We start from the raw sequence: 17,563 nt of genomic DNA, 5'->3' as shown, positions 1-17,563 counted from the left end.
GTTGGCCTGGTAGCTCAGTCGGTAGAGCAGAGGATTGAAAATCCTTGTGTCGGTGGTTCGATTCCGCCCCAGGCCACCAAAAATGCAATGGGACCCGTTCCCCAAGAAAAGCCCAGCCTTCATCGGCTGGGCTTTTTTGCTTTGCGCCAGAGGGGAAGAACGCGACGGAAGAACGCAACGGAAGAACACGACAACAGAACGCGACAACAGAAGGGGGACACCTCATTGCGGGTTAACATTAGCCCTGCTCCGGGGTGCACGCCAGTGCTGAGATTCAGACCCGCGAACTTGACCCGGCTCATCCCGGCGTAAGAAGAGCAACGCCTCGGCAACGCGCACGCATGCGCCGCCCCCGCAGGCGGGCTTCGGAGCTTCCCTGCACAGGAATCAACGAACGCCCATGAACAACGTCGCCCCGCCGGTCGCGCAACTACTCGAATTCATCGCCCAAGACGGCTGCACCGACGCGCAGTTCGACGAGCTTGCGCTGCGGCTATTCGCCTATCAGTACGCCACCAGCGCGCCCTATCGCGGTTTCTGCCAGCGTCGCGGCGCCACGGTGCGCAATGTGAAGACGTGGAGCGACATTCCCGCCGTGCCCATCGACGCCTTCAAGGCAATGGAGCTGCGTTGCGAGCCGCCCCGCCCGGACGAGCGCGTCTTCATGACCAGCGGCACCACGCGCGCCGACATGCGCGGCCGCCATTTCCACCCCCGGCTGGACGTCTATGACCTGTCCATGACCCGCAACTTCGCGCAGCGCGTCATGCGGGACACCGAGCGCCTGCCGATGGGCATTCTGTTCCCGGACGAAATCGCGATGCCCAATTCGTCGCTGGCGCATTATCTGGCGTTGGCGAAATCCGCGTTCGGCACCGAGGACAGCCGCTACTTCATGTCGCCGCAAGGGATCGACCTGGACGGGCTGTGGCGCGCGCTTGAAGATGCCGAGCGTCTGGGGCAGCCGTATGCGCTGCTGGGCGCCAGCTTCAGCTTCGTGCATGTCATTGACGCGCTGCGCAAGGAAGGCCGTGCGTTCCGCCTGCCGCCGGGCAGTCGCATCCTGGATACGGGCGGCTACAAGGGTCAGTCGCGCGAATTGCCGCTGGACACCTTCTACGCCGAACTATCCGAGCTGCTGGGCGTGCCGCGCGCGCTATGCATCAACATGTACGGCATGACGGAACTCAGCACGCAGTTCTATGACGACGGCAACGCCACAGTGCCCTCGATCAAGTCGGGGCCGCACTGGATCCGGTCGCGCCTGGTGGACCCAGCCACCGGCCGCACGATGCCGGCAGGCGAACGCGGCATCCTGGCGCATTGCGATTTGGGCAACTTCAATTCGGTGAACACGATCCTGACCGAAGACGTCGGGCTGCCCGCCGAGGGCGGCTTCCTGCTGCTGGGCCGGGCCGAAGGCGCGCAAGCCAAGGGCTGCTCGCTGGCGGTCGAAGAATTCATCCAGTCGGCCGCGTCATGATCGTGCATCGGGTCGAAGCGGGATACTTGCCGGGCTTGGCCGCGGCCGATGTCCAGTGGCAGACTCTGCCGTTTCAGCACGACGGGCAGCGCGTTGACGTGGCGGTGCCGGTACTGACCGCGCCGCAGATGCAGGCCCTTGCCCAGCGCATCAGGCACGCCAGCGCGCAGCACCTGAAGACGATGACGGTGTCGGAGATCATCGCCGTCATTGATCGCGCCATCGCGCGGCTGCTGGACCGCAATGATCCGTACCGTCAGCAGGCCGACCTGCTGCTGCCCATCGTCAGCGGCTATGACGCCGAGATGGTCCGCTTGGGACTGACCGGCTTCTTCAAGACGTTCCGCGCCGCGCAACTGCACCGTTTCGTGGCCGAGGACTTCGCCAATCCAAAAGTGCTGGACGATTTCCAGCCTGCGGCCAAGGGCGGCGCCGTGCGCGCCTATGGCCCGCAGTTGCTGGTGCACAGTTGGGCCGGCAATGTGCCCGCGCTGGCGCTGTGGAGCCTGGTCTGCGGGCTGCTGGTCAAGGCCGGCAATATCGGCAAGCTGCCCAGCGCCGAACCCTTGTTTGCCGGGTGGTTTGCGCGCCTGTTGGCCGAGGTGCATCCGCCTTTGGCCGATTGCCTGGCTGTCGTGTGGTGGAAAGGCGCAGGCGATGAGGACGCATCGGCCCTGTATGCCCAGGCCGACACGGTGGTGGCCTGTGGCGGCAACGCATCGCTGCAAGCCATCCAGCGTCGTCTGCCCGTCACGACGCGCTTTCTGGCACATGGCCACAAGCTGGGCTTCGGCGTTGTCGGCGCGACGGCGCTGGATGCGCTGAAAGCGCCCGCCCTGGCACGCCGCGCCGCGTGGGATGTCGTGCGTTATGACCAGCAGGGCTGCTATTCGCCGCACGTGTTCTATGTGCAGCGCGGCGGCGTGGTGTCGCCGCGCGACTTCGCGGGCTATCTGGCCGGTGAACTCTCCAACCTGCAACAACGCTATCCGCGCCGCGCGCTGGACCTGGAAGAGTCTGCCGCCGTTGCGAAGTGGCGGCAATCGATCGAGTGGAAACAACCGGCGGACGACGCCGACGCCCTGATCGGCGACCCGGCGGCGGCATGGAGCGTGGCCTACATCGATAAGCCGCAGTCCCTTGCACCCACGGCCCTGCAACGCAGCATCGTGGTGGCCGGCATCGATGCGCTGGACGACGTGGCGCCCCTGGTGGCCGCCCATGACGCCTTTCTGCAAACCGCAGGCGTCGCCGCCAGCCCGGAAGAACTGTACCGGCTGGCCGGGCAACTGGGCTCGGCGGGCGTTACCCGCATCAGCGCCATCGGCTCGATGAGCCTGCCCGAAGCGGGGTGGCATCACGATGGGCGGTTCAATCTGCTGGATCTGGTCCGCATGACCGAAATCGAACAGTCGGCCGAATGGGCTGCTGAACCGTTCGCGCCCTACGAACCCTGAGCGCGGACCTGCCATGCCCTTTCTCGACATCGAACAGGTGGTCTACACCTACCCCGGCCGGCCGCCCATCGTCGATGGCATCGACTGGCGGCTGGAAGCTGGCGGGTTTCATTGCCTGGTGGGCCGCAGCGGCTGCGGCAAGACAACGCTGCTGAAGCTGGCCGCAGGCTTGCTGACGCCGCAGTCGGGCCGTGTCCAGCTATGGGACGGCACACGGGCCGCGCCCGGCCCGCAGCTGGGCTACGTGTTCCAGGCGCCCACGCTGCTGGAATGGCGCCGCGTCATCGACAACGTACTGCTACCGGTATCGCTGCAACGCCGCCCGCTTGCCGCGGATATCGAACGGGCCCAAAGCCTGCTGGCCATGCTGGGGCTGTCCGACCACGCGCAACACTATCCCCGGCAATTGTCCGGCGGGCAGCAAAGCCGCGTGGCGCTGGCGCGCGCGCTGATTCTTGAACCCGCGCTGCTATTGCTGGACGAGCCTTTTGCCGCGCTGGATGCCATTACGCGCGGTGAACTGCAAGATGATCTGACACGCCTGTGCCGCGTGCGCAATACAACGGTGCTGTTCGTCACGCACGACATCGGCGAAGCGGTGTACCTGGGTGATCGCGTCGCGGTCATGCACCAGGGCCGCATGGTGGCCGACCTGCACGTGGACCTGCCCGGGCCTCGCACGCAGTCCATGCGCCACGGCGCCGCCTTCAATCAGTACTGCGCCCAGGTATTCGATGCCATGAACCAGGCGCGCACATGAAATCGGCACTGCATTTCCGCTTGCTGGCCGTCGTGCTGCTGCTGGCGCTGATCGGCGCATGGGAAGTGACCGTGCGGCAGGCGGGCATCTCTGCGCTGGTGCTGCCCGCCCCCTCCGCCGTCGCCAAGACGCTGTGGACGAGTCTTGCCACCGGCTATCTCTGGCCGCACATCGGCGCGACGCTTGCCGAGATGCTGCTGGGGCTGGCGCTGGGTGGCGCCGCCGGCCTGGCGATGGGCGTGGCGCTGGCGGAGTCGGCCTTGTTGGATCGCGTGCTCAAGCCCTACGTCATCGTCAGCCAGGTGGTGCCCAAGCTGGCGCTGGCGCCGTTGTTCGTGCTGTGGTTCGGCTTCGGCATGGCGCCTACCGTCGTGATGACCGCGCTGATCTGCTTTTTCCCCTTGATGGAAAACACACTGACCAGCCTGCGCCAAGTGGATCCGAACCGGCTGCAATTGTTTCGCATGCTGGGCGCCTCGCGCGCGCAGACCTTGCTGCGCCTGAAACTGCCTGCGGGCCTGCCCGGCATTCTGGCCGGCCTGCGCGTGGCGCTGGTGCTGGCCCTGGTGGGCGCCGTCGTGGGCGAATTCATCGGCGCCAGCCGTGGGCTGGGCGCCGTCATCATTGCCGCGCAGGGCATGATGGACACCCCCCTCATGTTCGCGGCGCTGACCGCCATCGCCGTCATCGGGCTGCTGGGCTATCAAGCCACGCTTGCGCTGGAACGCCGTCTGCTGCGTCCCTACGCCGATCATTCATGACATTCATCAGGACTCACGCCATGTTCCCGTCCCCTATCCGCCGCCAGCTGTTGGCCGCAGCCGCCAGCCTTGCGGCGGCGTCGCTCGCGCCCTTTGCCGCACGCGCGCAGGCCGCCGTCACCGGCAAGGTCACGCTGGCCGGCTGGAGCAAGCCCATCTCCGAGATCACCAACCTGCTGGTCGAACCCGACAAGGGCTTCTTCAAGGCGCAGGGCGTGGAACTGGTCTACCTGCCCGGCGCGGGAGGCGGCGACGCCATCCGCAACATCCTCAGCGGCCAGGCCGACGTGGCCTTTACCGACCCGGGCTCTTTCTTCATGGCTCTGGACAAGGGCGAGAAGCTGCGCGCCATCTACGATATCTATCCGCAGAACGTCTTCAACGTCGTGTCGCTGAAGTCCGCCAACATCACACGGCCAGCAGACCTGAAGGGCAAGCGCATCGGCGTCTACAGCCTGGCCAGCGGCACGCGCCAGAATCTGCTGGTGATGCTGCACCAGGCGGGCCTGACCGAGGCCGATGTGGAAATCGTCGTGACCGGCGTGCTGAACTTCGCCCCGTTGCTGCAAGGCCAGGTCGATGCCACGGCGGCCACGGACACGGGCCTGCTGGTCGGCCAGCGCCGTGGCCTGGGCGAGGTCAACGTGATGCAGGTGCGCGACCACATCAATGTGTCCAGCGACCTGTTCGTGGTGCGCGAAGCCGTCCATCAGCAAAAGCAGCCGCTGCTGCGTGCATTTCTGAAGGCGTACCGCGACAGCGCCGCATGGATGATCGCCGAGCCGGAAGAAGCCGCGACGCTGGCAGGCAAACGCGCGATTGATGGCACCGACCGCGCCATCAATCTGGAAGTGATCCGGCTGCGCAACGCGGCATCGATCGCGCCCGCCGCCCCAGGCGCCGCCACGCGCCCCCTGGGCACATTCGATCTGGATCTGTTGCAGAAGGCGGCCGACGCCTACCGCGAACTCGGCCTCATCCAGAACCCTATTGATGTCGCTGCTGCCGTTGACGCCAGCCTGCTTCCCGGATCCTGATATGAACGCCCCCAAGACATTCGCAGGCAAGGTGGTGCTGGTGACCGGCGCCAGCCGTGGCATCGGCGCCGAGATCGCGCGCAGCTTTGCCCGGGAAGGCGCGACGGTCGTCGTCAATTACCTGAGCAATGCCACGGCGGCCGACGCCGTGGTGGCGCAATGCCAGGCGGCGGGCGGTGATGCCTGGGCGGTGCAGGCAGACGTCGGTTCGCCAGAGGCGGTGCGAACCATGGTCGACCACATCGTGCAGGACGCGGGCCGTCTCGACGTCGTGGTCAACAACGCCTTGCGGCACTATGCCTTTGACCCCAGGCAACGCACCGCCTTTGGCGACCTGGGCTGGCAGGACTACCAGGCGCAGTTCGACGGCTCGGTGGGTGCGGCCTTCAACGTCTGCCATGCCGCGCTGCCGCATTTCAAGCGGCGTGCCCACGGCTGCATCGTCAATATCACCAGCAACCTGGTCGAACACCCGGTCGTGCCCTACCACGACTACAGCACCGCCAAGGCTGCCCTGGTGGGGTTCAGCCGCAACCTGGCGACCGAGCTCGGACCCTACGGCATCCGGGTGAACTGTGTCGCCCCGGGTCTCGTGTATCCGACCCAAGCCAGCGGCGGCACCCAGGAGTCGTTCCGTGAGTCGCTGATCGCCGCCACGCCGCTGCGGCGCATCGCCCGGCCCGAGGACGTCGCCGGTCCCGTGCTGTTCCTGGCTTCCGACGCAAGCGGCTTCATGACCGGGCAGGTCCTGTTCGTGGATGGCGGATTGGTGATGCGCTAAACCCGCATCCGACCCTATCCCGGCTGTTTTGCCCTTTCATTCCACGCGCATTTCGCGATATTGTGGAATACCGCCTTCTGGCGCGTTGACCATCCATCGTTCGTAGCCCCCCGGTTCGCTGGCATCCCAATGGAGTCTCGACATGCGCGCCCGAGCACGAGTCCTTTGCTGTCTGTTCGGACTGATTCTGGGCTCGCCGGGCCTGGCAAGCACCTTGGCTGCGACCACGCCAGCGACCGCCACTCCCGCCCCTGCCCCTGCGCCGCCTGCCGCCATCCAGATGGCGGACATTCCCCTGCGGGCGGATACCGACCTCCGCTATGCCGAAGGGGTGCTGCAACGCGCGGCCGGCGCCGACCCGGCCAGCATGCTCGTCCCGGCACTGGAATCGATCGCCAAGTCCGCCGATGAAAAGCTCTATGAATTCCAACCGGCTCAGCTTCGGACCCTGCCCATCATGCGGGTGGAAAGCCTGGAGCGGCATTGGATATTCGACGCCCGCCGGCTGGCGCGCTGGCATGCCGACTTGCGCCAGGCCACCTCCTGGTACGCCAGCGACGCGGCGGAACTCTTCAACCGCCGCGCCGCCTGGCAGGCAATCAAGAACTCCCCCGGCGCCGCCGACCTTCCGCCTGCGCTGGCCGAGCGCGTGGACGCGGTGCTGGCGCAACTGGCCGCGGCTGGACAAGCGTTGTCCGGCCCGCTGTCCCGCCAGGTTGAACTGGAGCAACGCGCCAACGCCATCGAAGAACGGATCAAGACCGGTCAGCGCTCGGTGGCCGACGCCATCGACAATATCGATGCCCGTCTGATGCGGGTGGATTCGCCGCCACTCTGGGCCTTGGACCAGACGAAGCAATCCGGCGAGGACACGATGGCCTTGCTGCGAACCGGACTGGACATCGAAGTGCGCTTCGCACGCGATTACGGCGCCGCCGACAGCGGCAATCAGCGCGCCCTGCGCGTGCTGCAACTGGCGTTGCTGCCGCTGCTGCTGTGGCTGGCCAGGAAAAGCCGCGACGCAATCCGTGCGGGCGTGATGAGCGAGACCGCAGCGGGCGTGCTGGGCCGGCCCTTGTCGACCTGGCTGCTGCTGTCCATGCTGGGCGTGCTTGCCCTGGAGCCGGACGCGCCATTGATGGTGCAGCAGGTGGCGCTGGTGCTGGCAGCCATACCCGTGCTGCGCCTGCTGCCGCCCCCTGCCCGCCGGCGCATGGGTCAATGGCCGCATGTGATTACCGCCCTGTTCCTGGCCGAACGGCTGGGGTTCCTGTTCCTGGCCAATACGCTGTTCTACCGGCTATCCACCGTGGCGCTGACCGCCGTGGCGCTGGTGGTGATCCTGTGGCTGCTGCATCGCGGACGTGACCAGGCGCTTGCTCCCGCCCGGCAGGAGCGCGCCTTGCGGGCCATCGCCTGGGGTGCCGCGGCGCTGCTGTGCGTGTCGCTGGTCTCGAACCTGTTCGGCAATGTCTCGCTGGCGGAAATGCTGACCAGCGCCGTCATCGGCAGCGGCTACTTCGGGCTGGTGCTCTATGCGGGCGTTACCGTCATCACCACGCTGCTGCAACTGCTGCTGACGCGCCATGGAATCTCGCGCTTCAGGCTGGCGCGCGAGCATGCGCCGCCGCTGGTGCAGCTGCTGATCCGCCTGCTGACGGCCGCCGCCGCCGTGGGCTGGGCCCTCTACGCCATGGACCGCTTCCGGGTGCTACGGCCGACCTATGCCGTCACGGCTGATCTGCTGTCCTACACCCTGGCCGTCGGCACGCTATCGATCAGCCTGGGCAATATTCTGGTGTTCCTCGTGTCGGTGGTGATTGCATTCTGGGCCGCGCGCACCATCCGCTTGATCTTGCATGACGAGGTGCTGACCCGCATGGCGCTGCCTCGCGGCGTGGGCAACAGCATCGCGTCGCTGACGTACTACCTGGTGCTGTTGCTGGGCTTGGGCATCGCGCTGTCGGCGGCGGGTTTTCAGACCAGCCAACTGACCATCGTGTTCGGCGCCCTGGGCGTGGGCATCGGCTTTGGTCTACAGAACGTGGTGAACAATTTCGTGTCGGGCCTGATCCTGATGTTCGAGCGCCCGATTCAACCGGGCGACGTGGTGGATATTGGCGGCACGTCGGGGCAAGTCCGCGACATCGGCATGCGGGCCACGCGCATCAAGACGTTTGAAGGCGCCGACGTCATCGTGCCCAACGGCACGCTGCTGTCCGAGAAACTGACCAACTGGACCATGCTGGATCGCAGCCGCCGCATCGAAATCAGCATCGGATTGGCTTACGGCACGGAGCCCACGCAGGTGATCGCGCTGCTGGATGACGTCGCGCGGCAGACGCCCGGCGTCGTGGCGGACCCCGCGCCCACGGTGTTGTTCATGGGGTTCGGCGCCAGCACGCTGGACTTCAGCGTGCGCGCCTGGACACTGGACTTCGACCGCTGGATCGACATCCGCAGCGATCTGCTGACACGCATGTACGACACGTTGCGTCAGGCCGGCATCAATATCCCGTTTCCGCAGCAGGACCTGCATCTGCGTAGTGTTTCCGAGGCGGCGGGCGCCGCCCTGGCGTCCGTCCGGCCACGGTCCCCGCCCGAACCAGGCTGAGCCCGATCAGTTCGCCGGCATGGCCTCTTTCACCAGTTCCACCCAGTAATGTGCGCCCAGCGGCAGGATGTCGTCATTGAAATCGTAGTACGGGTTATGCACGGGCGGGTTGTCGCGCCCGGGGTGCGCCGCGCCCAAGAAAACGTAGGCGCCGGGCCGCTGTTCCAGCATGTAGGCAAAGTCCTCCGACCCCATGCGCGGCGTGCAGGCCATGTCCACCTGATCAACCCCCACGACCCGCGCCGCAGCCCGCGCGGCCAGTTGCACTTCGGCTTGCGTATTGACGCAAGCCGGATATCCGCGAAATACCTGCACGTCGATCGCGGCGCCTGACGTCGTCGCCACGCCCGCGCAGACTTCGCGCAGCCGGCGTTCGGCCAGATCGCGAGTGGCGGCGGTCAGCGTGCGGCAGCTGCCGCGCAGCAGCACGCTGTTGGGCACGACGTTCCAGGTGTCTCCCGCGTGAATCTGCGTGATGCTCAACACCAGCGAATCGGTTGCCTTCACATTGCGGCTGGCGATGGTCTGCATGGCGCTGACCACCTGCGCGGCAGCCACGATGGGGTCAATGCCGTGCTCGGGCTGCGCCGCGTGGCAGCCCTTGCCTGTCACCGTGATCTCATAGGTGTCGCAATTGGCCATCACCGTGCCCACGCGCGTCGACACTGTGCCAAACGGCAGGTTGGGCGAGTTATGCAGTGCGAACACCGCGTCGCACGGAAATTTGTCGAACAGGCCGTCCCGCACCATGGCCAGACCGCCGCCCGCATGCTCTTCGGCCGGCTGGAAAATGAAGTGCAAGGTCCCGCGCCAGCCGGGATCGCCCGCCAGATGATGCGCCGCGCCCAGCAAGATGGCGGTATGGCCGTCATGCCCGCAACCGTGCATCTTGCCGGCGATGGTTGAACGGTGCGTGGCGTCGCCCAGTTCCTGCATGTCCAGCGCGTCCATGTCGGCGCGCAGGCCGATCACCGGCCCGTCGCCGCGCGTGATCGTGCCCACCACCCCGGTTTGGCCCAATCCGCGATGCACCACGGCGCCGGCCCGTTCCAGTTCCCGAGCCACCACATCGGCCGTGCGGAACTCACAGAAAGCGGTTTCAGGATGCGCGTGCAGGTCGCGGCGCCATTCACGCATTTGACGTAGCAGGTCAGGGCTGACGGGCGATTCGACGATGGCCATGGGGCGGGGTCTCCGTTGTGCGGGCTTGGGGGAAATACGGCTATCGACTATAGACAGGCGCGAGTACAAAGCCGATAGCAACGATCACGTCTTATCAATGCGGTTTTTGCAACGATCCAAAAAATGCCAATGCCGCCGCAAGGAAGCCCCAATGGATGACGTACTGGAATTCAAACGCACGCTCTGTCTGCTGCAAGTCATTGAGACTGGCACGTTGCGCGCAGCAGCCGACCAGTTGAATACCGACCCATCGGCCGTCAGCCGCGCCATTTCCCGGCTGGAAGCGGACACGGGGCTGACACTGCTGGAACGCCGGGGCCGCGGCGTCGTGCCCACGGATGCCGGACGCTTGGTGGCGCTGTTCGCGCGCCGCCAACAAGACCTGAACGAGTCCTTCCAGGCCGAGGTCAACAACCTGAAAAGTGCCACGCGCGGTCACGTCGAACTGGCGCTGGGCGAAGGCTTCCTCGACCTGCTGCTGGAGCCCGTGCTGCTGACCTTCGTGCGCAATCACCCCGACATCACCTACAGCATCCATGTGGCCGGCACCAATGAAACGGTGCGTGGCATCGTCGAGGAGCGTGTGCAGATCGCGCTGGCGTTTCAGCCGCCAAACGACGTGCGGCTGCGTTCGCATTATTCGCGCCCCGCGCCGATGCGGGTGCACGTCCACAAGGATCACCCGCTGGCACGCATGCGTCGTGCGCTGCGTCTGTCGGACCTGGCCCCTTATGGCTGGGCCGCGATGGATGAGTCGTTTGGCGTGCGCCAGCACATCCAGGCGGCGGAACTGGACGAGAACGTCAAGCTCAAGCCTGCGCTGCTCACCAATTCCTTCAAAATTCTGTGGGAGTTCGCCAGCCAGGGGCTGGGCTATGTCGTGAACCCATTGTCGACGCCGCTGAAAGGCGCGCAATTCCGCCAGATGGTGTCGCTGCCGCTGGCCAATCCCATTCTGAACAACAGCCGCACCCACGTCATCAGCCTGGCGGGCCGCCACCTGCCGCCCGCCACCGCCAGCATGTTGCGCCACATCCTGAAGACCTACCCGGCCCTGGAGCCCCGGCGCACCTGAGCCGGTCACGCCCAAGCCGGCCGCGCCTCAGTCGGCCGCACCTCAGTCGGCCACGCCTCAGCCGGCCACGCCTCAGCCGGCCGCGCCCATCGATGCGGATTTCACAATGATCCGACCCATCCCTCGTCATTGATGCCAACAAACGCCGCTGCCTAGACTGCATGGCACAGTCCGGCGTGGCGGCCGGCTGCATGCAAATCGACAAAACAAGGGAGAAGCAGCATGCGTTGGAATTTACCGGCCCGAATGGCCGCCGTTTGTCTGGCGGCGTGCGCCGCCATGCCGCTGGCGCACGCCGCGGATTACCCGGCCAAGAAGCCGTTGAGCCTGATCGTGCCCTACCCGGCCGGCGGCGCCAGCGACGCCTCGGCGCGGCAGTTCGGCGTGCATATCGCCCATGCGTTGAATCAACAGGTGGTGGTGGAGAACGTGGGCGGCGGCGCCGGCATGCTGGGCGCGCGCCGCGTGCTGACCAGCGCGCCCGACGGCTATACCTTCCTGCATGGTTCGGCCAACGAAGTCATTCTTAGCCCGTTCCTGAACGCCGCGGCCCACTACAAGCCCGAGGACTTCCGCCTGACCCAGCCCATCAGCGAAGCCACCATCGTGCTGCTGGTGCGCGCCGACCTGCCGGTGTCGAACGTTGATGACTTCATCGCCTACGCCAAGCGGCCCGGCACCAAGCCACTGACCTTCGGCAGCGTCGGCGTGGGCTCGCTGTACCACATCATGACCGAGTATCTGGGACGGCGCGTGGGCGTGGAGTTCCTGCACGTGCCCTATCGCGGCGCAGCCCCAGCGTTGCAGGACCTGATCGGGCGGCAGGTGGACTTCGCGGTGCTGCCGTATCAACAGGCAATGGAAGGCATAGCGGCGCAGCAGCAGTTGAAGATCCTGACCAGCTTTTCCGACAAGCTGCCCGCGCCCCTGTCCAAGCTGCCGCTGATTTCACAAAGCAAGACCATTCCCGACTTTGTTTATACGATCGCAGGCGGTTACTACGTGCGTCAGGACACCCCGGCGCCGGAAGTCGCCACCTTGCGCCGCGCGGTGGGCTATGCGCTTGAACAACCCGATCTGCGCCAACGGATGGAAGCCGAAGGACGCTTGCTGCTGGCCCCCATGAGCCAGCAGGATGCCGACGCCTACGCGGTGGCCCAGGTTGCCAAGTACCGCGAGATGATCCAGGCGCTGGGGCTCAAGCCGATGTAGGCACTGGCACCGTCAGCCCCTGCTTGACCCGGCTCATGACCACCAGCGTGGAGAAGCGCTTGACGTTGGGGTTGCCCCAGAAATGGCGCTGGGCGAAGACCTCGTATTCGGCCATGTCGCTCATCGTCAGGGTCAGCACGAAATCGACCTCGCCCGTGACCGACAGGCACTGCATGATCTCGGGCGCTCCCAGCATGGCGCGCTTGAATTGGTCCAGCTTGTCGACCCGTTCGCTTTCCAGCGATACCAACACCACCATCATGATCCCCCGCCCCACGGCGGCGGGGTCCACCACCGACACGTCGGCCGTCACCACGTTGGACTCGCGCAGCCGCTTCATGCGGCGCAGGCACGACACGGGCGACAGGTTCACGCGCTGTGCGACGTCCTGGCTGGTGCGTTGATTGTCTTCCTGCAAGCTTTGCAGGATTTGTAGGTCGAAATCGTCTAGTTCCATGGGGTCTCGGAACGCCTGGGAATCAGGCCGGATACGGCTATCGGAAGATTCTAATCCTGGCGATGACGGAATCCGGCCCCATTTCGACGGGAAACTTCATTTCGCCCCCTCCGGACGCAGGAATTAATCAGGCAGCTTGCTTACACTGGGAGCCGTCCACCCGCCACGCGGGATTTCCAGCCGTATCCCGCAATGCCCTCACTCCAGCTGTTCCTGCTTTTTCTCGCTGCCGACGCGGCGCTTAAACTCACGCCTGGCCCCGACATGGCGCTGACCCTATCGCGTGGCATGACGCAGGGCTTTCGCCCCGCGTTCCATAGCGTGCTGGGCAATGTCGCCGCCGGCTTCATCCAGGTGCCGGCCGTGGTGCTGGGCCTGGCGTCGGTGCTGCGTACCTTTCCGACGCTGTTCGTGGGCATCAAGGCGGCGGGCGGGCTGTACCTGGGCTACCTGGGCATCAAGGCGATCATCCGCTGCGCGCAGTCGGCCGACGTGTCCTTGTCCGCCAGGCCGGGCGACGCCCGTGACGCCTTCTGGCAGGGCTTCATGACGAATCTGCTGAATCCGAAGGTGCTGCTGTTCATGATCGCCTTCCTGCCGCAGTTCACCACCCCGGACAATGGACCCATCTGGGTCCAGATGCTGGTGTTGGGCATCACGATGAAGGTGCTGAGCCTGCCCTACGGCAGTTGCTTCGCGTACGGCGCGTCGCGGATTCGCGGCTGGGTTGGCCGCAATCCGTGGTTCCTGCGAACGCAGCAAGGTCTGCTGGGGGCCATCATGGTCGGCCTGGCCCTGTTTGTGCTTTACTCCACCGCCGTGAATCCGGCGCCCTGACTGTCCCGCGCCACCCTACTGTATTGAGCTTGACCCCGTCCCATGACCGCCGCCACCTTGAACTCCGGGCAAAACGCCTCGGCCTCCACCCTGCTTCCCACCTTGTCGCTGATTGGCGCAATGGCGTCGCTGTGCATCGGCACGTCCTTTGCCAAGTCGCTGTTCCCCGAAGTGGGCGCGCAGGGTACGACCGCCTACCGCATCGTCATCGGCGCCATCATCCTGCTGGCGTTCTGGCGCCCATGGCGCTTTCCGCTGACCCGGCGCAACGCGGCCAAGATCGCGCTGTACGGCGTCACCCTGGCCTGCATGAATCTGCTGTTCTACATGGCGCTGCGCACCCTGCCGCTAGGCGTGGCCATCGCCATCGAATTCACCGGGCCGCTGACCCTCGCCGTGGTGCTATCGCGGCGCGCGATCGACTTTGTCTGGATCGCCTGTGCCTTGGCCGGCCTATTGCTGTTGATTCCCACGGGCCAATCCATCCACGATCTGGACCCCACTGGCATCGCCTACGCGCTGGGCGCCGCGGTCTGCTGGGCGCTGTACATCATCTTCGGCAAGATGGCCGGCAATGTGCACGGCGGCCAGGCAACGTCGCTGGGCCTGCTGGCCGCCACGATGGTCGCGCTACCCGTGGGCGCGGCCCATGCGGGCATGGCATTGCTTGACCCCAAGCTGATCCTGGCCGGCATCGGCGTGGGCATCCTGTCCAGCGCACTGCCCTATTCGCTGGAAATGGTGGCGTTGCGGCGCTTGCCGCAAAAGACCTTCGGCGTGCTGCTCAGCATGGAACCCGCGATGGGCGCGCTGGCGGGTGTGATCGTGTTGAACGAGCATCTGACCCAGACGCAGTGGCTGGCCATCTGCGGCATCATCCTGGCGTCGGCCGGTTGCGCGGCCACCGCGCAACGCAGCCGCAAGCTGACCGCGCCGCCGGCGCCGGACTAAGCCGGGCTCGGCAACCCCAACATGGGCTGCCCCAGCACGGGCTGCCCCAGCATCTTCACTCCACCGTGATGCCTTTGTGACGGATCACGGCGCCCCAGCGTTGATACTCGTCGCGCGCATAAGCGGCGAATGCCTGCGGCGTGCTGCCCGTGGGCTCCATGCCTTGCAAGGTCAACTGCTTGACCACATCGGGCGATTGCAGCGCCGCAACGATGGCGCGGCTGAGCTTATCGATGATGGGCGCGGGCGTGCCCGCAGGCGCCACCACGCCTTGCCAGGCTGCCGCTTCAAACACATGCCCACCCACTTCGGCGAAGGTCGGCACGTCCGGCAGTTGCGCCGACCGCTGCGCCGCCGGCACGGCGATGGCGCGCAACTTGCCCGCCTGGATCAAGGGGCGCGCGGCGGCCAGATCGGCCATCATCATCGGCACCACGCCTGAGGCGACGTCCTGCAAGGCCGGTGGCGTTCCCTTGTAGGGAATGGCGGTGGCGTGGCCGCCGAAAGACTCCAGGAACAACTCCATGGCCAGGTGATGCGGGCTGCCCACGCCCAGCGAGGCGTAGCTCCCCGGCTTGGGGCTGCGCAGGTAACTCATCACGGCGGGCATGTCGGTCAGACCCGATTCTGGCGACACCACCAGCACGATGGGCAGGGACACCAGGGTCGACACCGGGGCCAGGTTCTTGCCAGGATCGTAGGGCAGCTTCTTGTACAGCCAGGGATTCAGGGCCAGCGTGCTCATGCCGGCCGTCATCAGCGTGTAGCCGTCCGGCGCGGCACGGGCGGTTTCCTGTGCCGCGACGATGGTGGCGGCGCCAGGACGGTTTTCGACGACCACGGTCTGGCCCAATGATTCGCCCACATGCTTGGCGACGATGCGGGTCGCGATGTCGCTGCCCCCGCCCGCGCTGAACGGCACCAGCCAGCGTATCGGATGATCGGGAAATTCCCCGGCGGTTGCCGTCGCGGAAAAGACGGTCCCTGCCAGCGCAGCCATCAATAGCGCGCGGCGCACGACGTTCTTGCTCATGTCCTGGTCTCCTGGATTGTCGTTCGACTGTTTTTATTAGTTAACATATTAACTATATTTGCGTCAGACCGCGAGGCGGGATCGCTCCAATGACGGTCATCGAAATTTTGGGGATCGGGCATCCGCGGCGTTCAGCCCCGGGCCGCGGCCAGCCATCGCAAGCCGGCGGAAGTCGTGCCCGCGGGCCGATACTCGCAGCCGATCCACCCGGCGTACTTCAGTTCGCGCAGCACGCCGAACACCCAGCCATAATCCAGTTCGCCATGATCCGGTTCCTGGCGCAGCGGCACGCCAGCAATCTGCAAGTGCCCCACCCGCCCGGTCGGCAGGTATTCGCGCAGCTTGGCGGTGACGTCGCCCTCGACGATCTGGCAGTGATACAGGTCCATCTGTACCTTCAGATTGGACACGTTGACGGCTTGCACGATGGCATGCGCCTCGTCTTGCCGGTTCAGGAAATAGCCGGGAATGTCACGGGTATTGATGGGTTCGATCAGCACGGTGACACCCACCGAACGCGCCTGGCGCGCGGCCCAGTCCAGGTTGTCGCGATAGCAATCCAGCAAGGCCTCGCGCGGCACGCCGGCCGGCGCCAGGCCCGCCATCACGTGGACGTTCGGGCAGGACAAGGCGGTTGCGTAGGACAGCGCCTGTTCAATGCTTGCCTGAAACTCGGCCTGCCGGCCGGGCAAGGCCGCCAGCCCGCGCTCGCCGCGGCTGACCACGCCGGGCGGCGCGTTGAACAGCACCTGTGACACGCCCGCCGCATCCATGCGTTCGCGCACGAAGGCCGCGGGCTCCCCATACGGGAACATGCATTCCACGCCCAGGTAGCCATCCGCCGCAGCCGCGGCGTAGCGGTCCAGGAAAGCGTGTTCCTGGTACATCATCGACAGATTGGCGGCGAATTTCAGCATGGCGGGCTCCGAACCGGGCGGGATTCCCGGCAACTTAGCACACCCTTCACCACCCAAACGCTACCCGCCGAAGTCCGGTGCGGGGTGCAAGGTCAGGCGCGGCCCTGCCTTCAGGATCTGGCTGGGAATGTCATGCCCCACCAACGCTGGCAAGGTTGCCGCGATGCCCAGAATGCGCTCCAGGTCCACGCCCGTGTCATAGCCCATCAACTGAAGCATGTGCACTAGTTCTTCCGTGCAGACATTGCCGCTGGCGCCCGGCGCGTAGGGGCAACCGCCCAGCCCGCCCAGCGACGCATCGAAACGGTCGATGCCCGCTTCCAGCGCGGCCAATGTGTTGGCCAATGCCATGCCGCGCGTATTGTGGAAATGCAGCGTCGTGGTCAGATCGGGGAACAGCCTGCGGACTTCGCGGCTGATCTTCCCGACCTGCGTGGGATACGCCATGCCGGTCGTATCGCACAAGGTCACGCCGTCCACCCCCAGCGCGGCGAAACGCCCCACCAGTTCCAGCACGTCGAAGGCGTTGATGTCACCCTCCATCGGGCAGCCGAACACCGTGGAAAGCGACACGTTGATCGCGACCCGGCTGCCGCGCACGACGTTGACCACATCGCTCAACTGCTCGAACGACTGCTCGCGCGTCATGCGCAGATTGGCGCGGTTGTGGGTCTCGCTGACCGACATCACGAGATTGACCTCGTCAACGTTGCACTCCAGCGCCCGCTGCGCGCCGCGCACGTTGGGCACCAGCACCGTGTAGACCACGTCCGGATTGCGCTCGATCTGGTGCATCACCGCTTCGGCGTCGCGCAGCGCGGGAATCGCCTTCGGCGACGTGAAGGACGTGGCCTCGATCTTGGCGAAGCCGCTACGCGACAACGCATTGATGAAGGCGATCTTGTCCTCGGTCTCGATGAACTGCTTTTCGTTCTGGAAGCCGTCCCGGGGCGCAACGTCCTGGATGTACAGCTTCTTGCGGCTTGCGCCTGCTTCGTTCATGGCG

At 65.8% G+C, this 17,563-nt stretch carries 16 protein-coding genes, 1 tRNA gene and 1 riboswitch; of the genes, 12 read left to right on the top strand and 5 right to left on the bottom strand.

What is annotated here, in order from left to right:
* The first annotated feature begins 3 nt into the window (after nucleotides 1-3).
* From HV753_RS24910 to HV753_RS24875, 8 genes are all read left to right on the top strand, one after another.
* Nucleotides 4-79 (top strand) — tRNA-Phe (locus tag HV753_RS24910).
* A gap of 161 nt (nucleotides 80-240) precedes the next feature.
* Nucleotides 241-332, top strand: a riboswitch (TPP riboswitch).
* A gap of 68 nt (nucleotides 333-400) precedes the next feature.
* Nucleotides 401-1,483 (top strand): LuxE/PaaK family acyltransferase, encoded by a 1,083-nt coding sequence (locus tag HV753_RS24905; protein ID WP_175177251.1) that lies wholly within the window; start codon nucleotides 401-403, stop codon nucleotides 1,481-1,483.
* Nucleotides 1,480-2,940: an acyl-CoA reductase gene (locus HV753_RS24900; protein ID WP_175177250.1), complete on the top strand. Its 1,461-nt coding sequence runs from the start codon at nucleotides 1,480-1,482 to the stop codon at nucleotides 2,938-2,940. The genes HV753_RS24905 and HV753_RS24900 overlap by 4 nt, the downstream gene beginning before the upstream one ends.
* A gap of 13 nt (nucleotides 2,941-2,953) precedes the next feature.
* Complete coding sequence (locus tag HV753_RS24895; protein WP_175177249.1) at nucleotides 2,954-3,700, top strand: ABC transporter ATP-binding protein; 747 nt, start codon at nucleotides 2,954-2,956, stop codon at nucleotides 3,698-3,700.
* Nucleotides 3,697-4,461, top strand: coding sequence for an ABC transporter permease (locus HV753_RS24890; protein WP_175177248.1), 765 nt, complete (start codon nucleotides 3,697-3,699; stop codon nucleotides 4,459-4,461). The genes HV753_RS24895 and HV753_RS24890 overlap by 4 nt, the downstream gene beginning before the upstream one ends.
* A gap of 20 nt (nucleotides 4,462-4,481) precedes the next feature.
* A complete protein-coding gene (locus tag HV753_RS24885; RefSeq protein ID WP_175177247.1) occupies nucleotides 4,482-5,498 on the top strand; it encodes an ABC transporter substrate-binding protein in 1,017 nt (338 codons plus the stop codon).
* A 1-nt stretch (nucleotide 5,499) separates the two neighbouring features.
* A complete protein-coding gene (locus HV753_RS24880; protein ID WP_175177246.1) occupies nucleotides 5,500-6,279 on the top strand; it encodes an SDR family oxidoreductase in 780 nt (259 codons plus the stop codon).
* 142 nt (nucleotides 6,280-6,421) lie between these two features.
* Complete coding sequence (locus HV753_RS24875; protein ID WP_175177245.1) at nucleotides 6,422-8,893, top strand: mechanosensitive ion channel family protein; 2,472 nt, start codon at nucleotides 6,422-6,424, stop codon at nucleotides 8,891-8,893.
* A gap of 6 nt (nucleotides 8,894-8,899) precedes the next feature.
* On the opposite strand, the gene HV753_RS24870 is transcribed toward HV753_RS24875, so the two are convergent.
* The gene (locus tag HV753_RS24870; protein WP_175177244.1) at nucleotides 8,900-10,075 is read right to left on the bottom strand and encodes a M20 aminoacylase family protein; all 1,176 of its coding nucleotides are present in this window, start codon (nucleotides 10,073-10,075) and stop codon (nucleotides 8,900-8,902) included.
* Between the two features lie 151 nt (nucleotides 10,076-10,226).
* Between HV753_RS24870 and HV753_RS24865 the strand changes: the two genes are divergently transcribed.
* On the top strand, nucleotides 10,227-11,150 hold the full coding sequence (locus tag HV753_RS24865; RefSeq protein ID WP_175177243.1) for a LysR family transcriptional regulator: 924 nt from the start codon (nucleotides 10,227-10,229) through the stop codon (nucleotides 11,148-11,150).
* Between the two features lie 222 nt (nucleotides 11,151-11,372).
* Nucleotides 11,373-12,362, top strand: coding sequence for a Bug family tripartite tricarboxylate transporter substrate binding protein (locus HV753_RS24860; protein ID WP_175177242.1), 990 nt, complete (start codon nucleotides 11,373-11,375; stop codon nucleotides 12,360-12,362).
* Here the strand turns inward: HV753_RS24860 and HV753_RS24855 are convergent.
* On the bottom strand, nucleotides 12,349-12,819 hold the full coding sequence (locus HV753_RS24855) for an Lrp/AsnC family transcriptional regulator (protein ID WP_175177241.1): 471 nt from the start codon (nucleotides 12,817-12,819) through the stop codon (nucleotides 12,349-12,351). The genes HV753_RS24860 and HV753_RS24855 overlap by 14 nt on opposite strands.
* Before the next feature lie 192 nt (nucleotides 12,820-13,011).
* Here HV753_RS24855 and HV753_RS24850 point away from each other — a divergent pair, with 192 nt between their 5' ends.
* Both HV753_RS24850 and HV753_RS24845 read left to right on the top strand, forming a co-directional pair.
* A complete protein-coding gene (locus HV753_RS24850; protein ID WP_175177240.1) occupies nucleotides 13,012-13,656 on the top strand; it encodes a LysE family translocator in 645 nt (214 codons plus the stop codon).
* Between the two features lie 42 nt (nucleotides 13,657-13,698).
* Complete coding sequence (locus tag HV753_RS24845; protein ID WP_175177239.1) at nucleotides 13,699-14,607, top strand: EamA family transporter; 909 nt, start codon at nucleotides 13,699-13,701, stop codon at nucleotides 14,605-14,607.
* 55 nt (nucleotides 14,608-14,662) lie between these two features.
* Here HV753_RS24845 and HV753_RS24840 read toward each other — a convergent pair whose 3' ends face one another.
* From HV753_RS24840 to HV753_RS24830, 3 genes are all read right to left on the bottom strand, one after another.
* The gene (locus tag HV753_RS24840) at nucleotides 14,663-15,640 is read right to left on the bottom strand and encodes a Bug family tripartite tricarboxylate transporter substrate binding protein (protein WP_175177238.1); all 978 of its coding nucleotides are present in this window, start codon (nucleotides 15,638-15,640) and stop codon (nucleotides 14,663-14,665) included.
* 131 nt (nucleotides 15,641-15,771) lie between these two features.
* A complete protein-coding gene (gene otnI, locus HV753_RS24835) occupies nucleotides 15,772-16,557 on the bottom strand; it encodes a 2-oxo-tetronate isomerase (protein WP_175177237.1) in 786 nt (261 codons plus the stop codon).
* 60 nt (nucleotides 16,558-16,617) lie between these two features.
* The gene (locus HV753_RS24830; RefSeq protein ID WP_175177236.1) at nucleotides 16,618-17,559 is read right to left on the bottom strand and encodes a hydroxymethylglutaryl-CoA lyase; all 942 of its coding nucleotides are present in this window, start codon (nucleotides 17,557-17,559) and stop codon (nucleotides 16,618-16,620) included.
* Between the last annotated feature and the right edge of the window lie 4 nt (nucleotides 17,560-17,563).

Origin of the sequence: Achromobacter pestifer (genome assembly GCF_902859625.1) — a bacterium.
Taxonomy (GTDB): Bacteria; Pseudomonadota; Gammaproteobacteria; order Burkholderiales; family Burkholderiaceae_B; genus Achromobacter; species Achromobacter pestifer.
The sequence above is the reverse complement of the archived record's forward strand: the minus strand, read 5'-3'. Positions and strand labels throughout refer to the sequence as shown.

What these genes read in the sequence shown, in the direction of transcription:
- HV753_RS24905 (WP_175177251.1), top strand. Translation starts at nt 401, where the DNA reads ATGAACAACGTCGCCCCGCCGGTCGCGCAACTACTCGAATTCATCGCC.
- HV753_RS24900 (WP_175177250.1), top strand. Translation starts at nt 1,480, where the DNA reads ATGATCGTGCATCGGGTCGAAGCGGGATACTTGCCGGGCTTGGCCGCG.
- HV753_RS24895 (WP_175177249.1), top strand. Translation starts at nt 2,954, where the DNA reads ATGCCCTTTCTCGACATCGAACAGGTGGTCTACACCTACCCCGGCCGG.
- HV753_RS24890 (WP_175177248.1), top strand. Translation starts at nt 3,697, where the DNA reads ATGAAATCGGCACTGCATTTCCGCTTGCTGGCCGTCGTGCTGCTGCTG.
- HV753_RS24885 (WP_175177247.1), top strand. Translation starts at nt 4,482, where the DNA reads ATGTTCCCGTCCCCTATCCGCCGCCAGCTGTTGGCCGCAGCCGCCAGC.
- HV753_RS24880 (WP_175177246.1), top strand. Translation starts at nt 5,500, where the DNA reads ATGAACGCCCCCAAGACATTCGCAGGCAAGGTGGTGCTGGTGACCGGC.
- HV753_RS24875 (WP_175177245.1), top strand. Translation starts at nt 6,422, where the DNA reads ATGCGCGCCCGAGCACGAGTCCTTTGCTGTCTGTTCGGACTGATTCTG.
- HV753_RS24870 (WP_175177244.1), bottom strand. Translation starts at nt 10,075, where the DNA reads ATGGCCATCGTCGAATCGCCCGTCAGCCCTGACCTGCTACGTCAAATG.
- HV753_RS24865 (WP_175177243.1), top strand. Translation starts at nt 10,227, where the DNA reads ATGGATGACGTACTGGAATTCAAACGCACGCTCTGTCTGCTGCAAGTC.
- HV753_RS24860 (WP_175177242.1), top strand. Translation starts at nt 11,373, where the DNA reads ATGCGTTGGAATTTACCGGCCCGAATGGCCGCCGTTTGTCTGGCGGCG.
- HV753_RS24855 (WP_175177241.1), bottom strand. Translation starts at nt 12,819, where the DNA reads ATGGAACTAGACGATTTCGACCTACAAATCCTGCAAAGCTTGCAGGAA.
- HV753_RS24850 (WP_175177240.1), top strand. Translation starts at nt 13,012, where the DNA reads ATGCCCTCACTCCAGCTGTTCCTGCTTTTTCTCGCTGCCGACGCGGCG.
- HV753_RS24845 (WP_175177239.1), top strand. Translation starts at nt 13,699, where the DNA reads ATGACCGCCGCCACCTTGAACTCCGGGCAAAACGCCTCGGCCTCCACC.
- HV753_RS24840 (WP_175177238.1), bottom strand. Translation starts at nt 15,640, where the DNA reads ATGAGCAAGAACGTCGTGCGCCGCGCGCTATTGATGGCTGCGCTGGCA.
- otnI (WP_175177237.1), bottom strand. Translation starts at nt 16,557, where the DNA reads ATGCTGAAATTCGCCGCCAATCTGTCGATGATGTACCAGGAACACGCT.
- HV753_RS24830 (WP_175177236.1), bottom strand. Translation starts at nt 17,559, where the DNA reads ATGAACGAAGCAGGCGCAAGCCGCAAGAAGCTGTACATCCAGGACGTT.